At 44.2% G+C, this 21,983-nt stretch carries 26 protein-coding genes; 8 read left to right on the top strand and 18 right to left on the bottom strand.

Going from position 1 to position 21,983, the window contains the following annotated elements:
• Window positions 1-290 precede the first annotated feature (290 nt).
• The 5 genes from FIU87_RS21615 to FIU87_RS19115 form a co-directional block, all read right to left on the bottom strand.
• A complete protein-coding gene (locus FIU87_RS21615; protein WP_301538640.1) occupies window positions 291-425 on the bottom strand; it encodes a hypothetical protein in 135 nt (44 codons plus the stop codon).
• Window positions 426-649: 224 nt separating this feature from the next.
• Complete coding sequence (gene galU / locus FIU87_RS19100; RefSeq protein ID WP_152446052.1) at window positions 650-1,543, bottom strand: UTP--glucose-1-phosphate uridylyltransferase GalU; 894 nt, start codon at window positions 1,541-1,543, stop codon at window positions 650-652.
• A 15-nt stretch (window positions 1,544-1,558) separates the two neighbouring features.
• Entirely contained in the window at window positions 1,559-3,394 is a 1,836-nt protein-coding gene (locus FIU87_RS19105) for a polysaccharide biosynthesis protein (protein ID WP_152446053.1), read from the bottom strand.
• Between the two features lie 83 nt (window positions 3,395-3,477).
• Window positions 3,478-4,185 (bottom strand): CpsD/CapB family tyrosine-protein kinase, encoded by a 708-nt coding sequence (locus FIU87_RS19110; RefSeq protein ID WP_152446054.1) that lies wholly within the window; start codon window positions 4,183-4,185, stop codon window positions 3,478-3,480.
• A complete protein-coding gene (locus FIU87_RS19115; protein ID WP_152446055.1) occupies window positions 4,175-4,924 on the bottom strand; it encodes a YveK family protein in 750 nt (249 codons plus the stop codon). Before FIU87_RS19115 ends, FIU87_RS19110 begins: the two co-directional genes overlap by 11 nt.
• Window positions 4,925-5,224: 300 nt before the next feature.
• Here FIU87_RS19115 and FIU87_RS19120 point away from each other — a divergent pair, with 300 nt between their 5' ends.
• Window positions 5,225-5,719 carry a hypothetical protein gene (locus tag FIU87_RS19120; RefSeq protein ID WP_152446056.1) on the top strand — a complete coding sequence of 165 codons (495 nt, stop codon included), beginning with the start codon at window positions 5,225-5,227 and terminating at the stop codon, window positions 5,717-5,719.
• 257 nt (window positions 5,720-5,976) lie between these two features.
• Here the strand turns inward: FIU87_RS19120 and FIU87_RS19125 are convergent, their stop codons facing one another.
• The 8 genes from FIU87_RS19125 to FIU87_RS19155 form a co-directional block, all read right to left on the bottom strand.
• Window positions 5,977-6,195 (bottom strand): hypothetical protein, encoded by a 219-nt coding sequence (locus FIU87_RS19125; protein ID WP_152446057.1) that lies wholly within the window; start codon window positions 6,193-6,195, stop codon window positions 5,977-5,979.
• Window positions 6,196-6,348: 153 nt separating this feature from the next.
• On the bottom strand, window positions 6,349-6,777 hold the full coding sequence (gene fabZ / locus FIU87_RS19130) for a 3-hydroxyacyl-ACP dehydratase FabZ (protein WP_152446058.1): 429 nt from the start codon (window positions 6,775-6,777) through the stop codon (window positions 6,349-6,351).
• Between the two features lie 104 nt (window positions 6,778-6,881).
• Window positions 6,882-7,400: a hypothetical protein gene (locus FIU87_RS19135; protein ID WP_152446059.1), complete on the bottom strand. Its 519-nt coding sequence runs from the start codon at window positions 7,398-7,400 to the stop codon at window positions 6,882-6,884.
• Window positions 7,401-7,533: 133 nt separating this feature from the next.
• The gene (locus tag FIU87_RS19140; protein ID WP_152446060.1) at window positions 7,534-7,836 is read right to left on the bottom strand and encodes a DNA-directed RNA polymerase subunit beta; all 303 of its coding nucleotides are present in this window, start codon (window positions 7,834-7,836) and stop codon (window positions 7,534-7,536) included.
• Window positions 7,837-7,870: 34 nt separating this feature from the next.
• Window positions 7,871-8,707, bottom strand: a complete 837-nt coding sequence (locus FIU87_RS19145) for a flagellar hook-basal body protein (protein ID WP_152446061.1) — start codon at window positions 8,705-8,707, stop codon at window positions 7,871-7,873.
• Window positions 8,708-8,768: 61 nt separating this feature from the next.
• Window positions 8,769-9,590 (bottom strand): flagellar hook-basal body protein, encoded by an 822-nt coding sequence (locus FIU87_RS19150; RefSeq protein WP_152446062.1) that lies wholly within the window; start codon window positions 9,588-9,590, stop codon window positions 8,769-8,771.
• A gap of 149 nt (window positions 9,591-9,739) precedes the next feature.
• Window positions 9,740-9,898, bottom strand: a complete 159-nt coding sequence (locus FIU87_RS21145) for a hypothetical protein (protein WP_172971123.1) — start codon at window positions 9,896-9,898, stop codon at window positions 9,740-9,742.
• Between the two features lie 122 nt (window positions 9,899-10,020).
• Entirely contained in the window at window positions 10,021-12,024 is a 2,004-nt protein-coding gene (locus FIU87_RS19155; protein ID WP_152446063.1) for an acyltransferase family protein, read from the bottom strand.
• 58 nt (window positions 12,025-12,082) lie between these two features.
• On the opposite strand from FIU87_RS19155, the gene FIU87_RS21620 reads away from it, so the two are divergent.
• Together FIU87_RS21620 and FIU87_RS21150 are read left to right on the top strand one after the other, a co-directional pair.
• Entirely contained in the window at window positions 12,083-12,208 is a 126-nt protein-coding gene (locus FIU87_RS21620) for a hypothetical protein (RefSeq protein WP_301538641.1), read from the top strand.
• Window positions 12,195-12,371 (top strand): hypothetical protein, encoded by a 177-nt coding sequence (locus FIU87_RS21150; protein ID WP_216647512.1) that lies wholly within the window; start codon window positions 12,195-12,197, stop codon window positions 12,369-12,371. Before FIU87_RS21620 ends, FIU87_RS21150 begins: the two co-directional genes overlap by 14 nt.
• Window positions 12,372-12,443: 72 nt before the next feature.
• Here the strand turns inward: FIU87_RS21150 and FIU87_RS19160 are convergent, their stop codons facing one another.
• The 4 genes from FIU87_RS19160 to FIU87_RS19170 form a co-directional block, all read right to left on the bottom strand.
• Window positions 12,444-13,445: a rod shape-determining protein gene (locus tag FIU87_RS19160; RefSeq protein WP_152446064.1), complete on the bottom strand. Its 1,002-nt coding sequence runs from the start codon at window positions 13,443-13,445 to the stop codon at window positions 12,444-12,446.
• Between the two features lie 245 nt (window positions 13,446-13,690).
• On the bottom strand, window positions 13,691-13,954 hold the full coding sequence (gene spoIIID, locus FIU87_RS19165) for a sporulation transcriptional regulator SpoIIID (protein ID WP_010200304.1): 264 nt from the start codon (window positions 13,952-13,954) through the stop codon (window positions 13,691-13,693).
• A 391-nt stretch (window positions 13,955-14,345) separates the two neighbouring features.
• Window positions 14,346-14,492: a hypothetical protein gene (locus FIU87_RS21155; RefSeq protein WP_172971125.1), complete on the bottom strand. Its 147-nt coding sequence runs from the start codon at window positions 14,490-14,492 to the stop codon at window positions 14,346-14,348.
• A gap of 191 nt (window positions 14,493-14,683) precedes the next feature.
• A complete protein-coding gene (locus tag FIU87_RS19170; protein ID WP_152446065.1) occupies window positions 14,684-15,199 on the bottom strand; it encodes a DUF6241 domain-containing protein in 516 nt (171 codons plus the stop codon).
• A gap of 442 nt (window positions 15,200-15,641) precedes the next feature.
• On the opposite strand from FIU87_RS19170, the gene FIU87_RS19175 reads away from it, so the two are divergent.
• Both FIU87_RS19175 and FIU87_RS19180 read left to right on the top strand, forming a co-directional pair.
• The gene (locus FIU87_RS19175; RefSeq protein WP_152446066.1) at window positions 15,642-16,589 is read left to right on the top strand and encodes a hypothetical protein; all 948 of its coding nucleotides are present in this window, start codon (window positions 15,642-15,644) and stop codon (window positions 16,587-16,589) included.
• A gap of 148 nt (window positions 16,590-16,737) precedes the next feature.
• Complete coding sequence (locus tag FIU87_RS19180; RefSeq protein ID WP_152446067.1) at window positions 16,738-17,076, top strand: BsuPI-related putative proteinase inhibitor; 339 nt, start codon at window positions 16,738-16,740, stop codon at window positions 17,074-17,076.
• A 173-nt stretch (window positions 17,077-17,249) separates the two neighbouring features.
• Here FIU87_RS19180 and FIU87_RS19185 read toward each other — a convergent pair whose 3' ends face one another.
• Window positions 17,250-18,305, bottom strand: coding sequence for an acyltransferase family protein (locus tag FIU87_RS19185; RefSeq protein WP_172971126.1), 1,056 nt, complete (start codon window positions 18,303-18,305; stop codon window positions 17,250-17,252).
• A 467-nt stretch (window positions 18,306-18,772) separates the two neighbouring features.
• On the opposite strand from FIU87_RS19185, the gene FIU87_RS19190 reads away from it, so the two are divergent.
• The 3 genes from FIU87_RS19190 to FIU87_RS19200 all read left to right on the top strand — a co-directional run bounded on the left by FIU87_RS19190 (window position 18,773) and on the right by FIU87_RS19200 (window position 21,375).
• Window positions 18,773-19,315, top strand: coding sequence for an RNA polymerase sigma factor (locus FIU87_RS19190; RefSeq protein WP_152446069.1), 543 nt, complete (start codon window positions 18,773-18,775; stop codon window positions 19,313-19,315).
• Window positions 19,290-20,696 carry a TolB-like translocation protein gene (locus FIU87_RS19195; protein WP_152446070.1) on the top strand — a complete coding sequence of 469 codons (1,407 nt, stop codon included), beginning with the start codon at window positions 19,290-19,292 and terminating at the stop codon, window positions 20,694-20,696. The genes FIU87_RS19190 and FIU87_RS19195 overlap by 26 nt, the downstream gene beginning before the upstream one ends.
• A gap of 208 nt (window positions 20,697-20,904) precedes the next feature.
• The gene (locus FIU87_RS19200) at window positions 20,905-21,375 is read left to right on the top strand and encodes a hypothetical protein (protein WP_152446071.1); all 471 of its coding nucleotides are present in this window, start codon (window positions 20,905-20,907) and stop codon (window positions 21,373-21,375) included.
• Window positions 21,376-21,983: the final 608 nt, after the last annotated feature.

Raw genomic sequence — 21,983 nt, forward strand, 5'->3', positions numbered from 1 at the left:
ATTCTTGTATAAATTTCTCAAAACGCCTCAAATCCTTATCTAGCAAGCCTTCTAGCATCTTATCCAATTACGATAGTCAGTTTCATTTGAATATCCAATATGTTTTTAAGATATTCTCATTGAAATGTCCTAAATACTGAAAAAACATAATTACCATGTTTCAGTAGAAACGATATAAAATCTAAATCAATATGATTTTTACCCTATCCCTAACTTTACGTGGGGTTTCCTTCCAAACATCTAGCAGATTGCATTACAAACCTTTGCATCAGTTTTTTAATATGACCCAATTATAAAGGTACCGCTTTCACTGTCAATATCCACAACATCACAACCACAGCAACTATTTCAACCGAAGTAAACCCTTCACTTTCTTGAGAAATTTTACTAATAACCGCACCAATTTTCTGAGGTAATTTTTCCACAAAAAAATAAAGGGGCATCAAACCCCACCTCACAATACACCCATGATAACTCCTCGTATCTAAGGTAGAAATATCTCCCTACCCACAGTGCAACCGAGTGCCTCCATTGATAAAGGTAAGGAGACATCACCTCTTGTTTCAAAAGTTTAATTACCACTTATTGGCTAGAAGGCTAAAAAAGACTTATTCCATGGGCATAATTCATAAAGGGCCGAAGGACCAATTCAAACCCCTACCCTCTCTCTCTTAAGTAATTCACCCATGTACCCCAAAATCTGCTCCCGCAAATCCTCTCTCTCCAAAGCAAAATCTAACTGTGCCTTGATAAACCCAAACTTATCCCCAACATCATGACGATCGCCACTAAACTCATAACCCACAACCATTTGCTTTTCATTAAGTTCTTTTATCGCATCTGTAAGCTGAATCTCTCCACCAGCTCCTGGTTCTTGCGTTTCTAAAATATCGAAGATTTCCGGTCGAAGGACGTATCTCCCCATAATTGCAAAATTAGAAGGCGCTTCTTCTGTTTTTGGCTTCTCCACAAGGTTATCAATATGGAAGCAACTCTTTTCAATTTCTCCACTTCGCATTGAAATAACACCATACTTAGAAACATCCTCTTTCGGCACCTGCTGAACCCCAAGAACAGAAGAATTATAACGATCGTACACATCAATCAACTGCTGCAAACACGGTTTTTCAGGAGAGTACACAATATCATCTCCAAGTAGTACCGCAAAAGGCTCGTCCCCAATAAAACGCTTCGCACAACCTATCGCATGACCAAGTCCAAGAGGTTCTTTTTGACGAATATAGTGTATATTTGCTAGCCTAGAGATTTCTTGAATCTCCTCCAACTGCTCAAACTTCCCTTTTTTCGCCAAAGTCTCTTCCAACTCATAAGACTTATCAAAATGATCCTCAATCGCTCGCTTACCACGACCAGTAACTATAATAATATCCTCAATTCCTGATGCTACGGCCTCTTCAATTATGAACTGGATAGTCGGCTTATCAACAATCGGTAGCATCTCTTTAGGCTGCGCTTTTGTTGCCGGAAGGAAACGAGTTCCTAATCCTGCTGCTGGAATAATCGCTTTTCTTACTTTCTTCATTAAATTAACCTCCATTTAAACAGATAACTGCTTCGCAAACAAATCTTGAATTTCAACCTCGTTATTATTCGCTACACATAATAAATAACGTCGTAAACTTTCTTCCTGCATATGACTGAAATTCACCAAGAAGTACTCAAGAATCTCTTTATCTTTCATTGGCGCCTTCCCAATATGAATCTTCGGAAACACATCCTCCTTATGAATCTCATCCTCATTTAGCAGTTCTTCATACATTTTCTCGCCAGGTCGAATACCTGAGTACTTAATCCCTATTTCATCTATAGAATAACCTGAAAGTGTAATAAGATTCTTAGCCAAATCCACAATCTTCACAGGATCTCCCATATCCAACACAAATACCTCTCCACCACGAGCCAAGGTTCCAGCTTGAATAACTAAGCGTGACGCCTCAGGAATCGTCATAAAGTATCTCGTCATATCTGGGTGGGTAACCGTAACTGGTCCACCCGCTTGGATTTGCTTTTTGAAAAGTGGAATTACACTCCCCCGACTCCCTAAAACATTCCCAAACCGAACAGCAACAAATTTGGTTTTACTGGCTTGAGCCAATTCCTGCACAACCATCTCAGCAAACCGTTTCGTCGCACCCATCACGTTCGTTGGATTAACCGCTTTATCAGAAGAAACAAGTACGAACGTACCAATTCCAAACGTATCCGCTGCATCAGCCAAATTCTTGGTACCAAAGATATTATTCTTTACAGCCTCTTCCGGATTTCGCTCCATCAACGGCACATGCTTATGAGCTGCCGCATGGTAAACCACATCTGGTCTGTATTTATCCATAATGAAGAAAATTTTGTCCCGATCCTGAATATCGGCAATTTCTGTATGTATCTCAATAATGTCGTTATACTTCGCTCTTAGTTCTAACTCAATCGTATAAATACTGTTTTCTCCATGACCTAGTAGTATCAGCTTTTCAGGTGTAAAGTTAGATATCTGACGACAAATTTCCGACCCGATGGACCCTCCTGCGCCGGTGACGAGGACTGTTTTTCCTGTGATTGATTCAGAAATGCCTTTTATATCGAGCTTTACTGGCTCCCTACCAAGAAGATCCTCTACTTCTACATCTCTTACTTCATTCACAGAGACCTTTCCAGACATAAGGTCCTCTAGCATTGGAATGATTTTTGTTTTCGCATCTGTTTTGACACATTCTTGATAAATGGTGTTTATTTCTTTTTTACCTAGAGAAGGAATCGCGATAATGATATTGTCGATTTCCATCTTTTCCACGGTTTCTTCCATATCTGCCACACTTCCCATGACAGGAATGCCGAGCACCTGAAGTTTATGCTTTTTCTCGTCATCATCCAAAAATGCAACCGGCAACAGCTCTGCCTCTTTATTTTGCAAAAGCTGACGAGCGACCATGCTTCCTGCTGCTCCTGCTCCAACAATTAGTGTGCGCTTTTTGTTTGAAGAAGTTTTCATATAAAGGTCACGATACACTCTCCAGGAAAAGCGCGATCCACCGATAAGGATCATGTGTAGCATCCAAGTAACGATGAGGACTCTTATAAACATGGAACCACTTGCCAGTATCTGAACGAAACCAGTTACTGCGACAGAATACGTGACCGCCTTGAGGATTCCCATGAGCTCACCAACACTCGCATACTCCCATGCCTTGTGATAGAGCTTGTATGAATAAGCAAATAAATGATGCCAAATAATAAGAGAAAATGAACTTAATAATAGCGTGCCAGAATTTAAAATATCTGCTTCAGGCATCAGCATCCAGAAGCCAACATAGATCGAGGAGATTACAATAAGGGAATCTACAATAATCAACAGGGATAACCGCTTTTTGTATGTCATGGGGCAGACCTCCTTTTTTTGGGAATTTAATAGTGAATTAGTCCTGTGCATATGCAAAAAGAAGAGGAATAGCCGTACGCAGGCTATTTCCCTCCATAATAATAGTACAGTGCACCGTCTTGCTTCTTTCTGCCGTTCAATACCACACCAAGAAGCTTGGCTTTGGCAGAATCGAGCAATTCCTTAGCCTTTATGGCACTTTCCTTATCGGTCGAACCACTCGCTACTACTAAGAGCGTGCCTTCGCATTGATTGGCTAGGATTTGCGCATCCGTAACGGCCAGTACTGGTGGTGTATCAAAAATTAACATGTCGTACTGCACGTAAGCTGCCGCAAGCATGTCCTCCATCGCTTTTGAGCTTAGAAGTTCAGCAGGATTTGGAGGGATTGGTCCACTTGTCATAATATCTAAATTGTCAATTCTTGTCGGATTGATAGATTCCGTAAAGGTTGTTTGTCTTGTTAAAAACGTTGTTAAGCCCTTTACATTGTTTTGCTGAAACGTATAGTGAGCTGTCGGTTTCCGCATATCAGCATCAATAAATAAAACCTTTTTGCCTTGCTGTGCAAAGACTACCGCCATGTTAGAAGCTGTGGTGGACTTTCCTTCAGAAGGTCCAGAGCTTGTTACCATGATGGAGCGCAACTTTTGGTCAACTGCAGAAAATTGAATGTTTGTACGGATGGTACGGTATTGCTCGGAGATTGGAGACTTAGGCAATTTGTCCGCAATCAAGTGACGGCTAGTGGTTGCAATGGACTTTTGATTTTTAAATTTCTTAAGAGCCAATCGTCTCACCTCTCGTTCTTGCTACTTTTCGTGCCATTCGTTGTGCATCTTGAATATCTTTATCTTCCATAAATGCTACTGTACCTAGGACTGGTAGGTTTAATAATTTTTCGATATCTTGTTCTGTTTTCACGGTGTTGTCGAGGAACTCTAACAAGAATGCAAGCCCCACACTTGCCATTAGACCAACGACCATCGCGATTGCCATGTTCAACACTGGCTGAGGTTTTACGGGGGAAGGATTTTCGCCGACTTGAGCTGGCCAAAGGATTTTCACATTGTCTACACTCATCAGTTCTACCACTTGCTCTTGGAACACCTCTGCTGTTTTGTTCGCGATAGCTGCCGCAAGCACAGGATCTTGATTTTGAACCGTAATGTTTAATACTTGAGAGTTTTGCGCGCTAGCAACTGAAATCATGTTGTTTAGCTCTGAGGTTGCTACTTTCCCATCTAATTCCTGGCTTACTTGATCTAGTACAGCCGGACTCTTAATAATGATGTTGTATGTATTAATCAGCTGGACGTTCGCTTGAATATCTCCAGTGCTATAGGCCGCTTGTTCTGCTGATTTTTCTTGGTTTACGAGAATTTGAGCTTGAGATTCATAGATTGGCGTTAATAAAAAGTAGCTCACTAGTCCGCTTGTGGTGGTGAAGATTACTGTGATTAGGACGATGAGCCAGAGACGTTTCCGTATTGTTTGAAAAAGTTCTTTCAGACTGATTGTTTCTTCCATGGTGACCTCCAAGTATATTTATCCATTATTGGTAATGTCTATTTCTAATTTCATTTTTTTCTTCAATTTCCATACTGAATAATTATAGGTCAATTTCTAACATTTATCTATATAATAATTGTAATTTGTTTGTAAAAAAAGAGGAATTTAATAGAAATCGTCGAATAGTCCTGTGTAATTTTTGACAGTTATATCGCTTTTTGTCGAATAAGACGGGACTATTGTCGAATGGAAATGTTTGAAGATTCTGTGCATATATTTGTAAGAAAGAAATGGGACGAGGATGAGGGGGTGAAGAGGATGTTTCGAAGGAGAGGAATTGGAAGACGACGTTCTGTTGAGAGTTTGAGACTTGGATTAGTTCTGCTTGCCATCACATTTATCTTTTTAACTATCTATCTCCTCTTCTCACTTTTTGGTGGTGCAGAACGGAAGGCTTTGCAGGTGGTCGAGCGATTCTATGCCTATGAGCAGGGCGGTAACTACGGCCAGTCGTGGGAGCTATTACATAGTGAAATGCAGGCGCGTTTTGATCGAGCATCGTATGTGCAGGACCGTGCGCATGTGTTCAATGGGCATTTTGGTGCTGAGACATTCGCGTTTGAGGTGGTTGGTGGTGCAGAGGAGTTGCGAAACTGGAAGCTGGTCAAGGATGGCGAACCACTTGGAACGGTTTATCAGTTTGTGGTCGAGCAAGAGTACCACGGCAAATACGGTCATTTCTTGTTTGTTCAGTATGTGTATGTTGGACAGGAGAACGATGAGTGGAGGATATTGTGGGATTATAAGGAGTAGGTTGTTACTTGCGATTGGTAGCGGAAGTAAGTGTAGATAGTTACTCTAGAAGTAACCTAGCTGGTGATTGGAGCAAATGGCGGAGACTCCCGCGGGAATATAGCGACAATCTTGAGACCCCACAAGCGTAGCCGAGGAGGCTCAAGGTCGCCCCGCAGGACACGGAGCCAATTTGCGGAAATCACCAGCGGTACTCCATGTATTTTTACATAAAAACAGGGACAGCACAGAAACTGTCCCTCGGAGTGAAAGAGGGACTACTGTTGGTCTTCCTCTTCTTGCTCCATATCTTCTTCCATTTGTCCTTCATCTTCTTCCATGTCTTCCATGTCTTGCTGCTCTTGATCTTCAGCTGGCTCTTCCATTGGTGGTTCTTCTTCTGGAGGAGGAACGTCTTGATTGTTAGCTGCACATCCAGTGATTAACATTGCTGCAAAAGCTGTACCTAATAGTTTTAATAACCATTTGTTGTTCATGTAAACCTTCTCCTTTCAAAATGGAATTCAAGACCCTTTTTTGCTTATGTTGCGTGGTCCCTTTTTATATTCCCCATCTTTCGAGAAAGTTTGCATGGATTCTGCAAATTTTTTCAAATTACTTCTTTGGTCCTAATTACTATTTATGTAAAATTAGCTTTGGACCGCAAACATGATTTCTGCTTCCATTGCGATCTCGTCGCCAACTTTCGCAGTCGCTTTTCCTTTTCCGATCCCTCTACGGATGGATAACAGCTCCACTTCCATCATCAGCGTATCTCCTGGTCTTACTTGGCGTTTCCATCTGCATTTTTCCACACCAGCAAAGAAGGCAATTTTTCCTGCATATTCTGGCATGGACAGTAGTGCGACGGCACCAGTTTGTGCACAAGCCTCTAAGGTTAACACTCCTGGGAATACCGCATAATTAGGGAAATGCCCATTAAACACTTCCTCATTTCCTGTGATATTCTTCTTCCCAACTGCACGCTTACCAGGCTCTAACTCCTCAATTGAATCAACCAGTAAAAAAGGATAACGATGTGGAATAATTTCTTTAATCTGTTCAATATTAAGCATCATAGATAGTATCTCCTCAAATTAAATATTTCCTTCATTATATAATAAGGCTTCATAAAAACCAATGAACGTAAAGAAAGACACAATAGCTGTGTCTTTCGATTTTTTTATTTAAAGTTGTAGTTATCCGAAAACACCTTTGTTTGTTTTATACCTTTCGGAAGCTCCTTGATGACTAAATAGTACTTTTCTTCGTCGAGTTCGAATGTTTCCGTGATGTCCTCATGGTTAGGGCCTCTATTGATTAGAATATGTAATTCACGAGCATCCATATCTGGCTTTTCTCCATAGACAATGAAGAAATTACCGTATTGGTCATATTCTTGTTTGCCATCTCCACTCGCAACAAGCACCAGTTTACTTCCATCAAAGATGGCATAGCCAAGTTTATTGGAGTCTTGTGTAAAAAGGAAGATCTTTTTGTCCTTCCCAAACGATACTTCCTTTTCTAAACTGCTAACTTTTACTTGATCTTCTTCTTTCAGGGCAAAGCTTTCAATCTTGTCCACTACATAGTCTGTGTTAAGCTGTGCTTCTGCAATGTCATTTTTAGTGTCCATGTTAACAAAATAAGAACCAATACCAATGAATCCAACCAACAAACATGAGATTATGACTTTTTTCATCTTTTTACCCCATTCGATCAGAATTTTACTAATATTAGTCTATTATATAAAATTTTCCAAATAGTCACAATATTAATTTTGAAATTTTTTACATCAAAAAAGGAAGCTTTCCCTATGGAGGGAAGTAGCTTCCTTAGTCTTTGTTCACTAAATCGAGAATATGCTGCCAGGTTTCTTTCTTCAGTACGTCCATTGGTTCGCCGCCGCCAAGAATGGCGTAGCCAAACATGGCTCCTGCGACAACGGCAACTGCCATGATCGCAAGGATGATAACGAGACGTAGCCAGATTGGGATGAGTCTTATGCGCCATTTTAGTTTTTTCGGCGCTTTTTCTTGTTCTTGTTCTGAGGCTCTCGTTTCTTTTCGTTCTTTTTGCTTTTGAGCTTTGCGCAATTCTGCTCGTGTTACGCTTGATTTTGGTTCTTCTTGTTCCATGATTGCGCAACCTCCTTTTTACCGTGTGAGTTTATTATGCTTTTAGACCGTTCACAAGTCCCATCATTTGATCGGCAAATTGGACGGTACGGGCGTTAAATTGGTAGGACCGCTGCATGAGCGTCATTTCGGTGAGCTCAGATGCTAAGTCGACATTGGACTGCTCAAGTGCACCTTGGGCAATGCCTATTTCATCGCGTCCCGCTCCTGCCATGATGGTAAGAATGTCATCAGGGTTTGCGACATTCGCTGGTGGCAGTGCGAATAAAGAGCCTGGTCGTGATTCAAGCATTTGCGGTCTAGTGATTTGGACAAGTCCAAGTTCATTCGCGATGACTTGTCCATTAGTGAGCTCAGCTGTAATCACACCACCTGGTTGCACTTGGATATCCTGGACGTTATCAGGAAGAATGATTGGGTTTTCCGCGCTATTTAGAACGGGATGACCTTCTGCTGTCACGAGCATCACTTCGTTGTTGTTGATTGGCGACAGGTAGAATACCCCATTTCGCGTAAATTGAGTACTAGTTTGCCCATTTTCTGTCACTTGTACCATGAATAACTGATCTTCTTTGGTGAGTGCGAAATCAAGCATCCTGTCGGTGTTACGGATGGCACCTTGGTTCAGGTTTAGACGCGTTTGACTGAGACCTGCGCCTGTTCCGTGGCGAATGCCAAGCGGTGTGTTCCGAACATTGTCGTATTGGTCAAGCGCTTGGTTGTTGCTTTGCTGGGCCAGCAGCTCTTGGAATGTTGCGTTACGGTGTTTATAGCCAACGGTGTCCACATTTGCAACGTTATGACTGATGATGTCGAGCTGTTTTTGAAGCTGATTCATCGTGTTGGTTGCGTTCAGCATGATTCTGGACATGGTGGTTGGCCCCCTTTCTATGTGCGTTTCTAGATCTATTTTTCAAAAGGCTTTAGCGACGTTAGTTAATGCGGCCGATTTCGTTGGCGGCTTTTTGCATGCTGGTGTCATAGGCTTGGATGATTTTCTGGTTTGCTTCAAATGCTCGGAATGCCGAGGTCATTTCGCTCATCGTCTTGGCGGTGTCCACGTTCGAGCGCTCGATGTGACCTTGAGAAATTCGGTAGCTGATGTTTGGATTGGCGGCTGCTGGCGTTAGAGCTGCCGCATTGTCCGCTGGTCGGTATAAGCCGTTGCCCTCACGGATAAGATCATTCGGGTTTTCGGCAAAGGCGATGTTGAGACGGGCAGTTGTGATGTTCCCCTCTAAAATCGTGCCGTCTGGTTGAACCTCAAACGACCGTGATGCAATTTGAATTCGGTTGTTGTTCTCATCAAGCACATAGTGGCCATTGCCTGTGGTCAAGTAGCCTTGTTGGTCGAGTGTGAAGTTCCCGTTTCGTGTGTATCTTGGTGTGCCGTCTTGCTGCTCGACCGTGAAGTACACGGAGCTTCCTTCTGGCATGTTTTGATTTAGGATGGCGAGGTCTGTGTCGATTCCTGTTGGACGCAGGTCGCCTTGTGTATGGCTAGGCTGTGTTTCTTGTAGATACACGCCTGTGCTTAGTCGAATTGGGTCATTTGGCGGTGATAACGGGTGCAATTGGTTGGTTTGGTTTTGCTGTTCCATGCGCTGCAGAAGCATTTCGGGAAATGCGCGCAGGCTGCCTTGGTCGGCTTTGTAGCCAGCCGTGTTTGCGTTTGCCATGTTGTTGGAGAGCATTTCCATGCGGCGCTGCTGCGAGATCATGCCGGCTGTAGCTGTGTAGAAGCCTCGTAACATTGGTTTTTCACCTCGTGTAATGTTGTGCTGAGATTCGTGCAGAATTTGTCTATCTTCTATTATAGTACAAATTTTGGTTTGTCGATATATGTTTTTGGAAGGAGGTGGGATTTTGTCGGATTTTAAGCAAACAAAAAACGCCTAGGGGGTTAGGCGCTTAATTCTTGGTGCTGTTCGATTTTTTGTTTATGGTAGTCGAGCTTTTTGGTTAGGGATTGTTTGATATTATCGTCTAAACAGTCTTGGATGAGCACCTCGTGGTAGCGCGCTCTGATTGTGTGCCATGTCATGATAAGCTTTTGAATCATTGCGAGACACCTCCAATGGTTGTTTCTTATGTATATACCCTTCGTGCGGATTTTATAACTTTTGAGGGTAGACAGATTAAGGGGCCGTTTCATTCGTGTGGTGAATGAAACGGCCCCCTTCTTTATTTTAGTACTTCTTTTACTTCTTTTCGTAGTAGTGGTGCCATGGTTCGGACGTAGGTGGCGGTGATGTGGTGCTTGTCACGGTAGATGAGGACGTTGCCTTTAACTGGTTTGCAGGTGTCCTCTTCGCACAGGTAGTCTGTGAAGTCGGCATAGTGAACGTTGTCTGGTACGTTTTCGAGCTTGGTGAATGGGCCGTCTGATGGTAGGGCTTCTTCTCTTGGCAGCGCGCATTCAGGAGAGTTCGCCCCTTTTTCCTCGACACAGGATGGCACGTCGAATTCAAACCAAGCGTTGTCGCGAATCGCGAACACTTTGATGCCTGCTTTATTTAGGGTGTGCCATTGGTTGACGAAGCCTTCTGGAACCTCTGCTTTTCGACCTACATCAGCAGTGGTAAAGACGAGATCCGGTTTTGTATTAAGCAGGATGTCGATGAGCTCTTCGTTCCATTTGACACAGGAGGCACTTGCGCTTGGTCCCTCCTCTTCGTCAGAAAAGCGACACGAGCTTTTTGTATAGTTGATGATTTTCATGTTTTCTTCTTCGGCAAACTCTTCGAAGGCTGGTAGCCACTGGGCAGAGTGTGAGCCGCCAACAATGACGATGGTTTTGTCCGGATTGTCCGTGACGCCATACTCACAGCTGATGACCTCTGCGGATTCGAGCGTTTGGTGACACTTGTCCATGTACACCTTTGGCAGGTCATCTTTTGCTTGCAGGGCGGATGGTAGGATCTCCACGCCTTCTTTTGTTTCTTGCATATGAAAGCTTGCTAGCGCACCAGGGTAGTCAGAGTCCGTGACTAGGCTTGCGAGCTCGGCGTTTGCTTGGCCAATTTGGTGTGACCAGGTGGTTGCTAGGATGATGGTCGGCACCATGCAGGCGATAACCACAGAGCCTCTCTTCCATTTTGGGCTTGTCTTTTTCATGGTACGAATTGGCTTTTCAATGATGTTGGTGGTGATGGAAGCTAGGATGATGCTTGCTGCCAGAATCAAGAGTCCATGCGTGATGGAGACGGTCTCGTTGTCTGACAGATGGAAATAAAAGATTAAGATTGGCCAGTGCCATAGGTAGAGTGCGTAAGACAGGTTACCTAGTTTGGCAAGTGGCTTTAAGCTGAGAAAACGGTGCACACCGAATGAGCCCCCGTTGTTGCCGGCAAGAATGATGAAAATTGCCGCGAGCGTTGGCCAGAGTGCTGCGTAGCCAGGGAACACGGTGGAAACCTGCAGGAGGATTCCACAAAGTATGATGGCAAAGAGGCCGACCCAGCCGATGAGGAAGCTAATCGATTTTTTTAGAACAGCTTGTGCACCTACGATGGCGACGATTCCGCCAAGTGCGAACTCCCAAACACGTGTGAAGGTGTGGAAGTAGGCAAAGGCTTGGTTGGTCGCTGTTAGGTAGATGGAATAGGTTAGCGAGGTGGTGAAAACGGTCACCAGCACGCTGATTAAGGTTGCTTTAAATGTTAATTTTAGGACTTTGTGGAGCAAGAGTGCTAGTCCAAAGACGACCGTTGGCCAGAGGAGGTAGAACTGCCCTTGGATCGACATCGCCCAGAAATGCTGGACGGGACTTGCTTCGTTATTTTGCGCTAAGTAGTCGACGGCATTAAAGGCGAGCTGCCAGTTTTGGTAGTACAGAGCAGACGCCATGATTTCCTGGACGGTTTGGGCCCATTGTACTTGTGGTAGCCATAGCATACTGGCGATAGTGACGATGAGCAGGACAAAAAAGGCCGCCGGGAATAGTCGTTTGGTTAGGCCTAGTATATAGTCGATGAAGTCGATCGTACCCTCGCGTTGGATTCTGCCGAGTAGTGAGGTGGTAATGAGGAATCCAGATACGACGAAGAACACGTCTACCCCACCGGAGACGTTTCCAAGCCATATATGATAAATTGCAACAAGCAGGGCCGCCACTGCGCGAAGGCCTTCTATTTCGGTGCGAAATCGCTTGTTTGTTGGGATTTTCGGTTGATTAGATGTAGACATGAGTGGCGTCCCTCCTTTTATATATAGGAAAGTGGCCGGTTTTTGGCCATACGAACGGATGGTAACAACAGGGATTATCATAGCTGAGATTGCGTGGTGTGTAAACCAGTTTGAGTATGTAAAATTTTTGAAGGGTGAAGGAATTCTATTTGGTGTTCATGAATTAGTCATTGTTAGAGTATAAGCATGGGGGTATTGGGATGAAGAAGGAATGGCTGGAATATATCAAGGTTGGCAGTTTTGTTGTGATCGCCATTAGTCTTGCTGTTATTGCATGGCAGGTTGCTTTTGGCGTTTCTTACCTTGAAGAAATATGGGATCACTTGCAATATTACGGAGACATTTAATAGACAGTAAAGGGACGGTTCTGGCGGTTCATTCGAATGAGGAATGAACCAGGAGAACCGTCCCCCTGTTTCTTATGCTAGGCTTTGTCGTGGCAGGCGGTCGATGTGGTCGAGCATGATGCCTGTTCCGATCGCAACGCAGTCCATTGGTTGTTCAGCTACAAGGACTGGTACTTTTAGTTCTTCGGCTAGAAGTTGGTCCATGCCGTGAAGGAGTGCGCCGCCTCCTGTTAGGATAACTCCGCGGTCGATGATGTCAGCGGAAAGCTCTGGCGGTGTGCGTTCTAGGACGCTTTTCGCTGCTTGCACAATAACTTGTACCGATTCACGTAATGCTTCTTCGATTTCTTGGGAAGTGACCTTGATGGTTTGTGGAAGGCCGCTTACCATGTCGCGTCCGCGAATTTCAATGGACTCGTTGCGAGATCCAGGGAAGACAGTTGCGATTTCAATTTTGATGTTTTCCGCTGTTCTTTCGCCGATAAGGAGTTTGTATTTTTTCTTGATGTATTGCAGGATTTCGGCATCGAACTTGTCGCCGGCCATTTTGATGGAGCTAGCTGTCACGATGTCACCCATGGAGAGGACTGCAACGTCAGTGGTACCGCCACCGATGTCAACTACCATGTTGCCGCTTGGTTGGAAGATATCCATGCCAGCGCCAATTGCCGCTACTTTTGGCTCTTCTTCTAGGTATACTTTTTTGCCGCCGCTCTTTTCGGCCGCTTCTCTGATTGCTTTTTGCTCAACGGAAGTGATGTTGGTTGGGCAGCAGATGAGGATGCGTGGCTTGGAGAGGAAGCCTTTTACGTTTAGTTTTTTAATGAAGTGTTTTAGCATGGCTTCTGTTACTTCGAAGTCTGCGATAACGCCGTCTTTTAGTGGACGCATCGCGATGATGTTACCAGGTGTACGCCCTACCATTCTGCGCGCTTCTTCCCCTACTGCTAAAACTTTACCTGTGTTTGTGTCTAGTGCAACAACGGATGGCTCATTTAGTACGATGCCCTTCCCTTTCACGTGAATCAGTACGTTCGCCGTTCCTAGGTCGATTCCAATATCTCTTGCAAACATCTTCTTTTTTTCCTCCTTGACCCTTTTATCCGAATGCTCGTTTGTGTGCGAGCACTATTTATAGTCCTAATTGTATATTCTATCACATTTTACATAATAAAGGGGATAATTACATTAATTTCATGTCAATTTTTATTTGTTTTTGTCGAAAGGTTTTTGTTGTGTAAATTGGGGTGGTCGCGGGGTCTTTTAGTAGCATAAAAATAGCAGAGGAAATCCGGTTCGGATCTCTTCTGCTCAGGAATTTATTTTACTGCTTCTTCTTCTTTTTTGTATTTCATTTTGGTGGCCTCTCCGCCTCTTAGATGCCTGATGGATTTATGGTAATCCAGGATGGTCTTGACTTCATTCGCTAGATCTGGGTTTATTTCTGGCAGTCTTTCTGTCAGGTCTTTATGGACAGTACTTTTGGAAACGCCAAACTCCTTCGCAATCACGCGAACTGTTTTCTTTGTCTCCACGATATACTTTCCAATCTTGATAGTTCTCTCTTTGATGTAATCGTGCACACCACTCGCCCTCCCTAAATTGGATGTTGAGAAGTGTGAAATGAGACCCGCTTATTCCGATGTAACGAAGTGCAAAAGTTTAGAGCTGTATGTGAAATTCAAGTAGGATGGCTGTTGGAGTTCTTCGAGACAATCTACGATCCCTCACCTCAAACACTCTCTTTGTATGTTTGGTTTGTAACAGTTTATTAGCTTGGTTGGCGCTTTATGCTAACAATGTCAATGGGGACAAGGGTTTTATTTGATTTTTTTGAAATTTTAGGGGTGGTTTGAGGCTGGGGGACGTTTCTGGTGGTGCTTTTTTGGGGAATGGGTGGATTTTCGTGGAGGTGCTGGTGGGTTGGTAGAGTATTTCGGTACACGAAGGAAAATGAAGACAAAAAAAATACAGCTACAGGAGCTGCATAAGTTTTTCGCTGTGGTATTTAGACTTGGATAGGTAGCGGCTCTGTTGATGTGTGTTCTCCTCGCTTGCTAACAGGTGGTTGTAGTTGATGTACCAAAACTTATGCCATTCTTTTTTAAGGTATGAAATCATGTCTATTCCTCCCTTTTCTTAAGTTAGGTTTATGATAGCAAGCGAATATTAATTTAACGTAAATTTCAGATTACTTTTTGTGAATTTAAGGTAAAGATGGGCTTGAGTTGGTGATGATTGTGGGGTGACGGGACGGTTCTGGTAGTCGATTTTATTGGGCGAATGAGGCAGGAGAACCGTCCCTCTGGTTCTTATTCAAAGTTGTTTTTGATGAAGGTTGCTTCTTCTTCGGGTGAAAGGATTCCGTAGGCTTTGCCGATGTTGCCGTCTTGGAGATTCCAGAAAAAGTTGTGGTCGTTGTCGATTTGGGAGAAGTCTCCGTTTTTCCATTTTTCTACGATTTTTAGCAATTCTTTTTTGTTGGGGAAATTGCTGTTGGAGACGACCTCATACACTTGGTTGATGGTTTCTTCTGTCATCGGGATGGCTCCCCACTTTTCTTTGGCTTTTACTTTTTGGTGGGTCATGAGGTGCATGGTATGAATGATGGTTTCTTCACTGGTGGTAGCGTCAATTTCTAGGTCATAATCTGCGATGCCGCCGATGTTTGCGGTTTGTTCGGCGATTTCTTGTTGTTTTTCTTGGGGTGTTTGTTGTGAGGTCTGTGATGACTGTTGGAAGATGTCTGTTTGTTTGGTGATGTAGGCTATTGTGAAGACAAGGATACCGATTAGGGCCACACCTGACCAGATGAGTGTTTTGTTCATTTGGTACCTCCTTTTTATGGTGGGGGTTACATTGTGGTCTTAGTTAAATTGTGGCAAATATGTGAGGGGTTAGCAAGGGTTTTCTGTTGGGGGGTGAGGGTTTGTTGGGGGGATTTTGGGGGTTGCGGGGGGTGCTCGACGTCCAGGGGGGGTGCTCGACCTATTTTTGGGTGGGGCTGGTGTTTTTGCGTCGTCCAGCGGGGGTGCTCGACCTATTTTTGGGTGGGGCTGGAGTTTTTGCGTCGTCCAGCGGGGGTGCTCGACCTATTTTTGGGTGGGGCTGGAGTTTTTGCGTCGTCCAGCGGGGGTGCTCAACCTATTCTTGGGTGGGGCTGGAGTTTTTCCGTCGTCCATGCTGGCGAATGTGGCATGAGGATAGGCACCTGCCTCACTTTTATATGATATAATTTCCTCTGTTGAATATTTTTAGGGGGTTTATGAAATGAGGAAATGGATGTCGGTTTTGCTCTTAGGGCTTGTGCTTTTGCTTGGAGCATGTAGTGGGGATAAAACGGAGAAGGTGGCTGTGGAGCCTGAGGAGACTGAGGTTGCAGAGAATGAGGTTGTTGAGGAAGAAGCGGAGGCTGCGGAGGAGGAATCTCCTGAGGAAGAGGCTTCTGAAGAGGTTGAGGAGAGTGAAGCTTCAGAGGAAGATGACGCAGTTGATGTGGAAGCTGCGGAGAATTGGGCAGGTCGCTGGATGCATGAGGCGTATCCGGATGCTTTTGGAGAATTAGTTATTTTTGATGAAACGGATGAGGGATTTAGCTTTAGCCTTCGTATCTTATCGGATCATGTTGCAGAGTTTCCAAAAGGATATGCGGTGAAGGATGGCGAAACTGCAACGCTTGTGGATGATGAGCAAGGCTGTGAGTTGGTTTTACATAGAGAAGGAAGTACTATTCGTACGGAGCAGAAAAGTAATGGTTGCATGTATTATCATGGAGCCGGTATTAGTTTGGAGTCGACGTTTTCTAAAGATGGAATGCTGGTGATGGATAGCAATTTTCCTGAGCTTTTGAAGGAAGGGAAATTGAGTGCGGATAGTTATCCGATGGGCACAGATTACGAGACGATTGTGGCGGAGCTTGGTGAGACAGCTGTGACGCAAAGCTCTGGCGGCGCAATTTTGAAGTATCATTCTCCAATTTTTTATGGAGTGGATTATCAAACAGAGAGTGGTCCAGTTTATGCGTTGGAATCTTGGATGGTAGATTCGCTTTCTATAGAGGAAGTAAAGGCGATCATGGGGGAGCCTGAGTCAGAGGGTATTAGTGATATTGATGGGTCCTACTTTATGTATTACAACATTGAAGATAAATATAAGGTGTTTCTAAAGCTAGATTCTAAGAGCAAAATGCTTCAACATGTAATGATGGCGGAGCTCTAAGTTTTGGATTTGGTGGGGGACGGTTCTGGCGGTTCATGCGTATGTCGAATGAACCAGGAGAACCGTCCCCTTGTTTTTTTTGAAGGTATAGGCGGTTGGAGGTCGAATAGATATAGGTAGAGATGATTGTGGATGGGAGTGTGTGGAAATGGCGTTGGAGGCTAGTTTGAGTTATTCGGAGAGCGGGCCGGATTCGGTGATGTTGCATTTTGTGGTTGAGAATACTGGTGGAAAGTCTGAGATGGTGACGTTTCGGAGTGGCCAGCGATATGATTATATCTTGTATCGTGATGGTGTGAAGGTGGAGCAGTTTTCTGAGGGTAAGATGTTCATTATGATATATGAGGAAATTGCGGTTAGTCCTGGCCAGGAGTTGAGCTTTGATATTCCGTTGAAGGATTTGGAGCCTGGGGAGTATAAGGTGAAAGTGTGGTTGGCGGATAGCGCTTGGCCTGGGGCTAGGGAGACGTTGGAGTTTGAGATTTGAGGTTAGAGGTTTGGTGACGCGCGGTGGTTTGTTGATTAATGTTGGTGGAAGAACGCGCATCTTCTACGCTCCGCGGTTTGTTGGTAATATATCGGTGTAAAAACGCCCCAGGGGGACGGTTCCTGCGGTTCATTCGGATTTCAAATGAGCCAGGAGAACCGTCCCCCTGTTTCTTATGCTGCAAGAGAATCCCGTGTGGTATCCCTTCTCTTTTTTAGTAGGCTGTTAAGCGGTTTTTCGATTAGGTAGTAGGATGCTATTCCTGCTAATAGGGTTAGGGTGGCGGTGAGAAGCATGGTGAGGTGCCAGCCTAGGGTTTGTTGCAGCGTCCATTTTCCGATTAGCACGTGCATGAAGTACATAAGAAAGAGTCCGTGTGTCAGAAAGATGGAAAAGGACGCGTTGCCGAGTTCGCGCAGTGGCTTGGTTATTTTTATGTTTAGGGTTAGGTCTATGGTTGCAAGGCCTGCGACGAGGAAACAGGAGCTTAGCCCGTAAAGGAATGGCCGGATGGTCCAGCGCTCGATGCCGACTAGTTCGTAGGTGTTGTTGATCCAAAGAAACAGGAATGCGGTCATGCCTATAGCTGTTGCCAGTGCGCCAATGGCGGGTTTTGGTGTGTATTTTGTAATGGCAAAAGCGACGAACGCACCAAGCCAGATGGTCAGGTTACTGACGTTGAGTAGTGTGGCGGCTAGGGTGTTCGTTGGGTAGAAATCTATGAAGTAAAAGGTGACGATGCTGGTGAGATACGTGCCGACGATGGCTGCGCCGATGAGCGGCCGTGCGATGAGCAGACTGAACAGGATATAGAAAAAGACGATATGTGTGAGCGACCAGGCGACGGTGAGAATTGGGTCTTCGCTGATGAGCAGCATGGATGTGGTGATGTGCGTCAGAGTGAACGGGTCGCCGAAGTCTGGGAAAAGGAATAGCATGGTGATGGCGCCGAGTGTGACAAGCCAGTAATATGGAAAGATGCGCAAGAAGCGTTTTTGCAGGAAGCCCGCTGCATGGCTTGGGTTGCCGAGCTTATTTTTGTAAAGGTAGGCAATCATGAAGCCGCTGATAACAAAGAACATGTCCACGCCCCCTGTTCTCCCCCACTCCCCCATGCCGAGCAAGTTGACCTCGTACCGTTTGTAGAACAAGCCGGTGAGATGGCCGATGAGGACGAAAAGGATGGCAGCAGCGCGCAGGACTTGAATTAGGTTTAGGTGTTTTTTCATTTGAGTGCTCCTTTTGGGTATGTTGGTTGACGCTTTGGCGTTCTTTATAAAGAACATTTTAGCATGTTTTTTGGGTGATGGATATATTTTTTTGAGTAGAGAGGATCTATCCAGCTTTGAAGGCCTGTGGATGATTTTGTTGTTCCTTAATATGGTAAAATGTGAAATATCAGTCGTCAAAATGAGGGTTTGGTTTTTTTAGAAGGGGTTTTGGGTAATTTTGAGGGTTTTTCTTTATGGGATTGCTGCTTGAACAGGGGCGTTGAGGTATGAATGAAGGTTATTGTGAGTTTTCTGGGAGTTATTGTGAGTTTTCTTGAGGTTATTGTGAGTTTTTGAGGGGTTATTGTGAGTTTTTTTGGGGTTATTGTGACTTTTTCACTTTTATTTAAAGCAGCGGGTCTATTTTGAAACCGTTTTGAATTTATTGCGTCTGTAGTGTAGGTGATTTTTAGGGGGGAGTTTGTTTGGGGTCTAGTGGTCGCGCAGAGGAGCAGGTTCGGGTTTGGTATGAGGAGTATGCTGATCAGATGTTTGGGTTTCTTTTTGTGATGGTTGGGGATCGGCAGTTGGCTAGGGATTTGATGCAAGAGACTTTTTTGAAGGCGTTTCGTTCGTTTGATGATTTTCGTGGGGATGCATCCGCGAAGACGTGGCTGTACCGGATTGCCCGCAATGAGGCGATCAGCTATAAGCGGAAGAAGCGGCCGATCACCTATTTGCTTGAGCATGTGGCGCCGGTGAAGTCGGGCCAGCCTACACCGGAGGAGATAGTGATGCTTGGTGAGGAGACGGCTCAGCTGTATGCTGCGTTGTTTGAGATGAAAAAGGATTATCGCGAGGTTATTATTTTGCGAAAGATAAAAGAGTTTTCGACAAAGGAAACAGCCACTGTGTTGGGATGGAAGGAAAGCAAGGTTAAAACGACGCTATTTCGCGCGATGGATGAGCTGCGAAAGCGGATGACGGAGGAGGAGATGGCACATGAAAAATTCAAACAATCTAACTAAATTTGATACTAGCCTCCAGAAATTTAATAGCATCCATCTTCGTGATCAAGAGCAGCAGGAGTCCTGGCAGGAGATTTCGCGAAAAATTGCGGAGGATAAAAAGCGCTCTTCCACCCCCTTCTTGACCTTTGCCTTGAGTGCGGTGGCGATGATTGGTTTAGCAATCGTCGCGCTTACGACGTTTCAGGGTTATTTTAACAAACAGGCGGAAAATCCAAAGGTGGTTGTGGAGGAAGACCATGAGGAGGAGAAAGTTCAGGAGAATGACGCTTTCTTATTAGAGGATCCGACAAAGGAAAATATCGAGGCGATGCTCTTGGAGCGTGAGGTAGCGCGTTTTGAGTGGGCCCATGGAGAAGAGAGTGTCGCTTTTGTCGACGAAGTAGAGAATTCAGGTCCAGTAATGATTTGGCATGTAGGTGAAAAGAGTGCAAAGGTTGTGCCGGGGCTAGCGGAGAATATTGGTACGTCTTTTATCTGGTCACCAGATGACAGCAAGGTGCTCGTGCGGAGTGGAACCTCCATTGTCAGCAGTGGTGTTGTGGTGGATGCGGCGAGTGTGGAGAACATCGGGGCGCTAACGTTTGTGATGGGACCTGTGTGGTCACCAGATTCAGAGTTCATCGCGTTTGGTCAGATGGATTCCGAGGTAACGCCGGTGGTTGCGACAGAAATTGATGGTGTCGGGCTTTCGGTTTACCATGTGAAGTCTGGAGGAGTCATCTCTCTGATCCCAGCTGACGAGGAGAATTACTATATTCCAAGCGTTTGGGAGGAAGAACTAAATTACTTTGACATTAGTTTTGAAACCTCTGAGCGTGTTGAGAAAGCTATGGATGTTAGCTTTTTGTATGGAGAGAGTTCTGGCGAGGATGTTGGGGCGCCGCTTAATACGTACCATGTTTTCGCACCATTTGATATTGGACCTGTTCATAATTGGGAGGAGGATATGGAGTTTTTCGCAGTGGAGTCGACCAATTATGTGGTGGGCATGGGAACGGTTGCCGCTGCAGCGACCGTCTTCCGTTTGTATGAAGTGAATGATGCGAAAGATGAGGTGCGGTTGATTCGCATGAGTGGTCCTGAACCAGAGGCATTTATGTCCTTGTTAGAAAAAGAAAACTGGGTAGACGAGGTTGCCACTCAGCTTTTGGAAACAGGTGTGGAGAAAGATGAGCTGTTCTTTGCCTACGATGCCTCGGTCGCAGAGGAACTTGTCAATGTCAACGGCGAAGCAATGTGGCTCTACCCTGTCCAGGTCGGCAAAGACACCTTTTACTTCAAACGGGGCGAAGGGCTTTGGGCAAAACATTTCGCAAACGATAGAGTGATGAATCTTTATATGGAAGAACAGTTTGTTTATCGGAATTATCTTCCTTGATGGGTGGACCAGGGGGATGGGTATGTCGGCTTGGAAGCAGCGGGACCGGTCGGGGTTCCTCCCCCCTACTCTTCTTAATGTGTGAGAATAGCAGTTTGCTTGGCTTGTCAGAGCCGGGCTTTTTTGTGGGGTTGTGGGAAAATAGTTCTACGGAATGATGTACACGTTCAATTTTTTGCTAGAATAGTAATAAAAAGGAGTGATACGTATGCAAAAGAAATATTTAATATTTTTTGTTTTTGTTTTGTTGATAGGTTGTCAGGCAAGTCAAACATTTTCAACATACGAACAAGCTTTAGAGTTTGGTTTAGACGAAGAAGGAATCACAGAAGATGAAATTATTGATGAAATTAAATTAAAAAATGAAGAATTTATAATTTATGTTGTGCCGAATCCCGAGGGTGATGCAATAAGAATTGCTAATATTTTTCAAAATAATGGTAATTACATTTGGAAACCCGTAAGTTCTAAAATTAGCTTGGTAATCAGAAATTCAAAACCTTTAGAAACACTTTCTGTAGAAGGAGAAATTCAATCAATATCAGGTAAGGATTTTATCGTTAATCTTGGTACTTTTAAAGATAAAGGAGAAGTTATTAAAAATGAAGATGGCGAGGAGATTAATCCTGAATTTGATGAAAAGAGAAAGCTTTATTACCTTATTAAAGAAAATTTATAATAAGCAAAAAACCTTAATTATTACTCATTCTTTTTTAGATTAGTATGTACTATAAAGTTTGGTGACTTCTGACTGTTCAACTTTCTACTTCTAAACATGTTACAAAATGTGCTGGTGAGTGCAATCTTCCCTTCCATCTATTTGCTTCATTTACTCTGTATCACCTTTGTTATGCAAACTCATCCAATGATACTTAGCCTTATATGAAGTTCGTGTTACTCAGACCAAAAGTTTGCTGCTCGCTTCCTGCAGATTCCACTTCACAGTGGACACCCTTTTTTAAGCGCACCTCGGTTAGACGATGAAATGTGGTGTGTTTTTTGTTGTGTCGCAATAATCTTGAAAAGTGTTGCAATAACTTGAAAAAGTGTCACAATAACTTGAAAAAGTGTCACAATAACCTGGAAAAGTGTCACAATAACCTGGAAAAGTGTCACAATAACCCTGAAAAGTGTCACAATAACCCTGAAAAGTGTTGCAATAACTTGAAAAAGTGTCGCAATCCTACCTCAACAGCCTCCTCCTCCCCCTCAAATCGAGGGTTTTTTAGGTGACCTGACTTATTTTTAGTAGCTCCATTCCATTTCAAACCACTAATCTACTAATTT

It is taken from the genome of Bacillus sp. THAF10 (genome assembly GCF_009363695.1).
Lineage (GTDB): Bacteria > Bacillota > Bacilli > Bacillales > Bacillaceae_I > Sutcliffiella_A.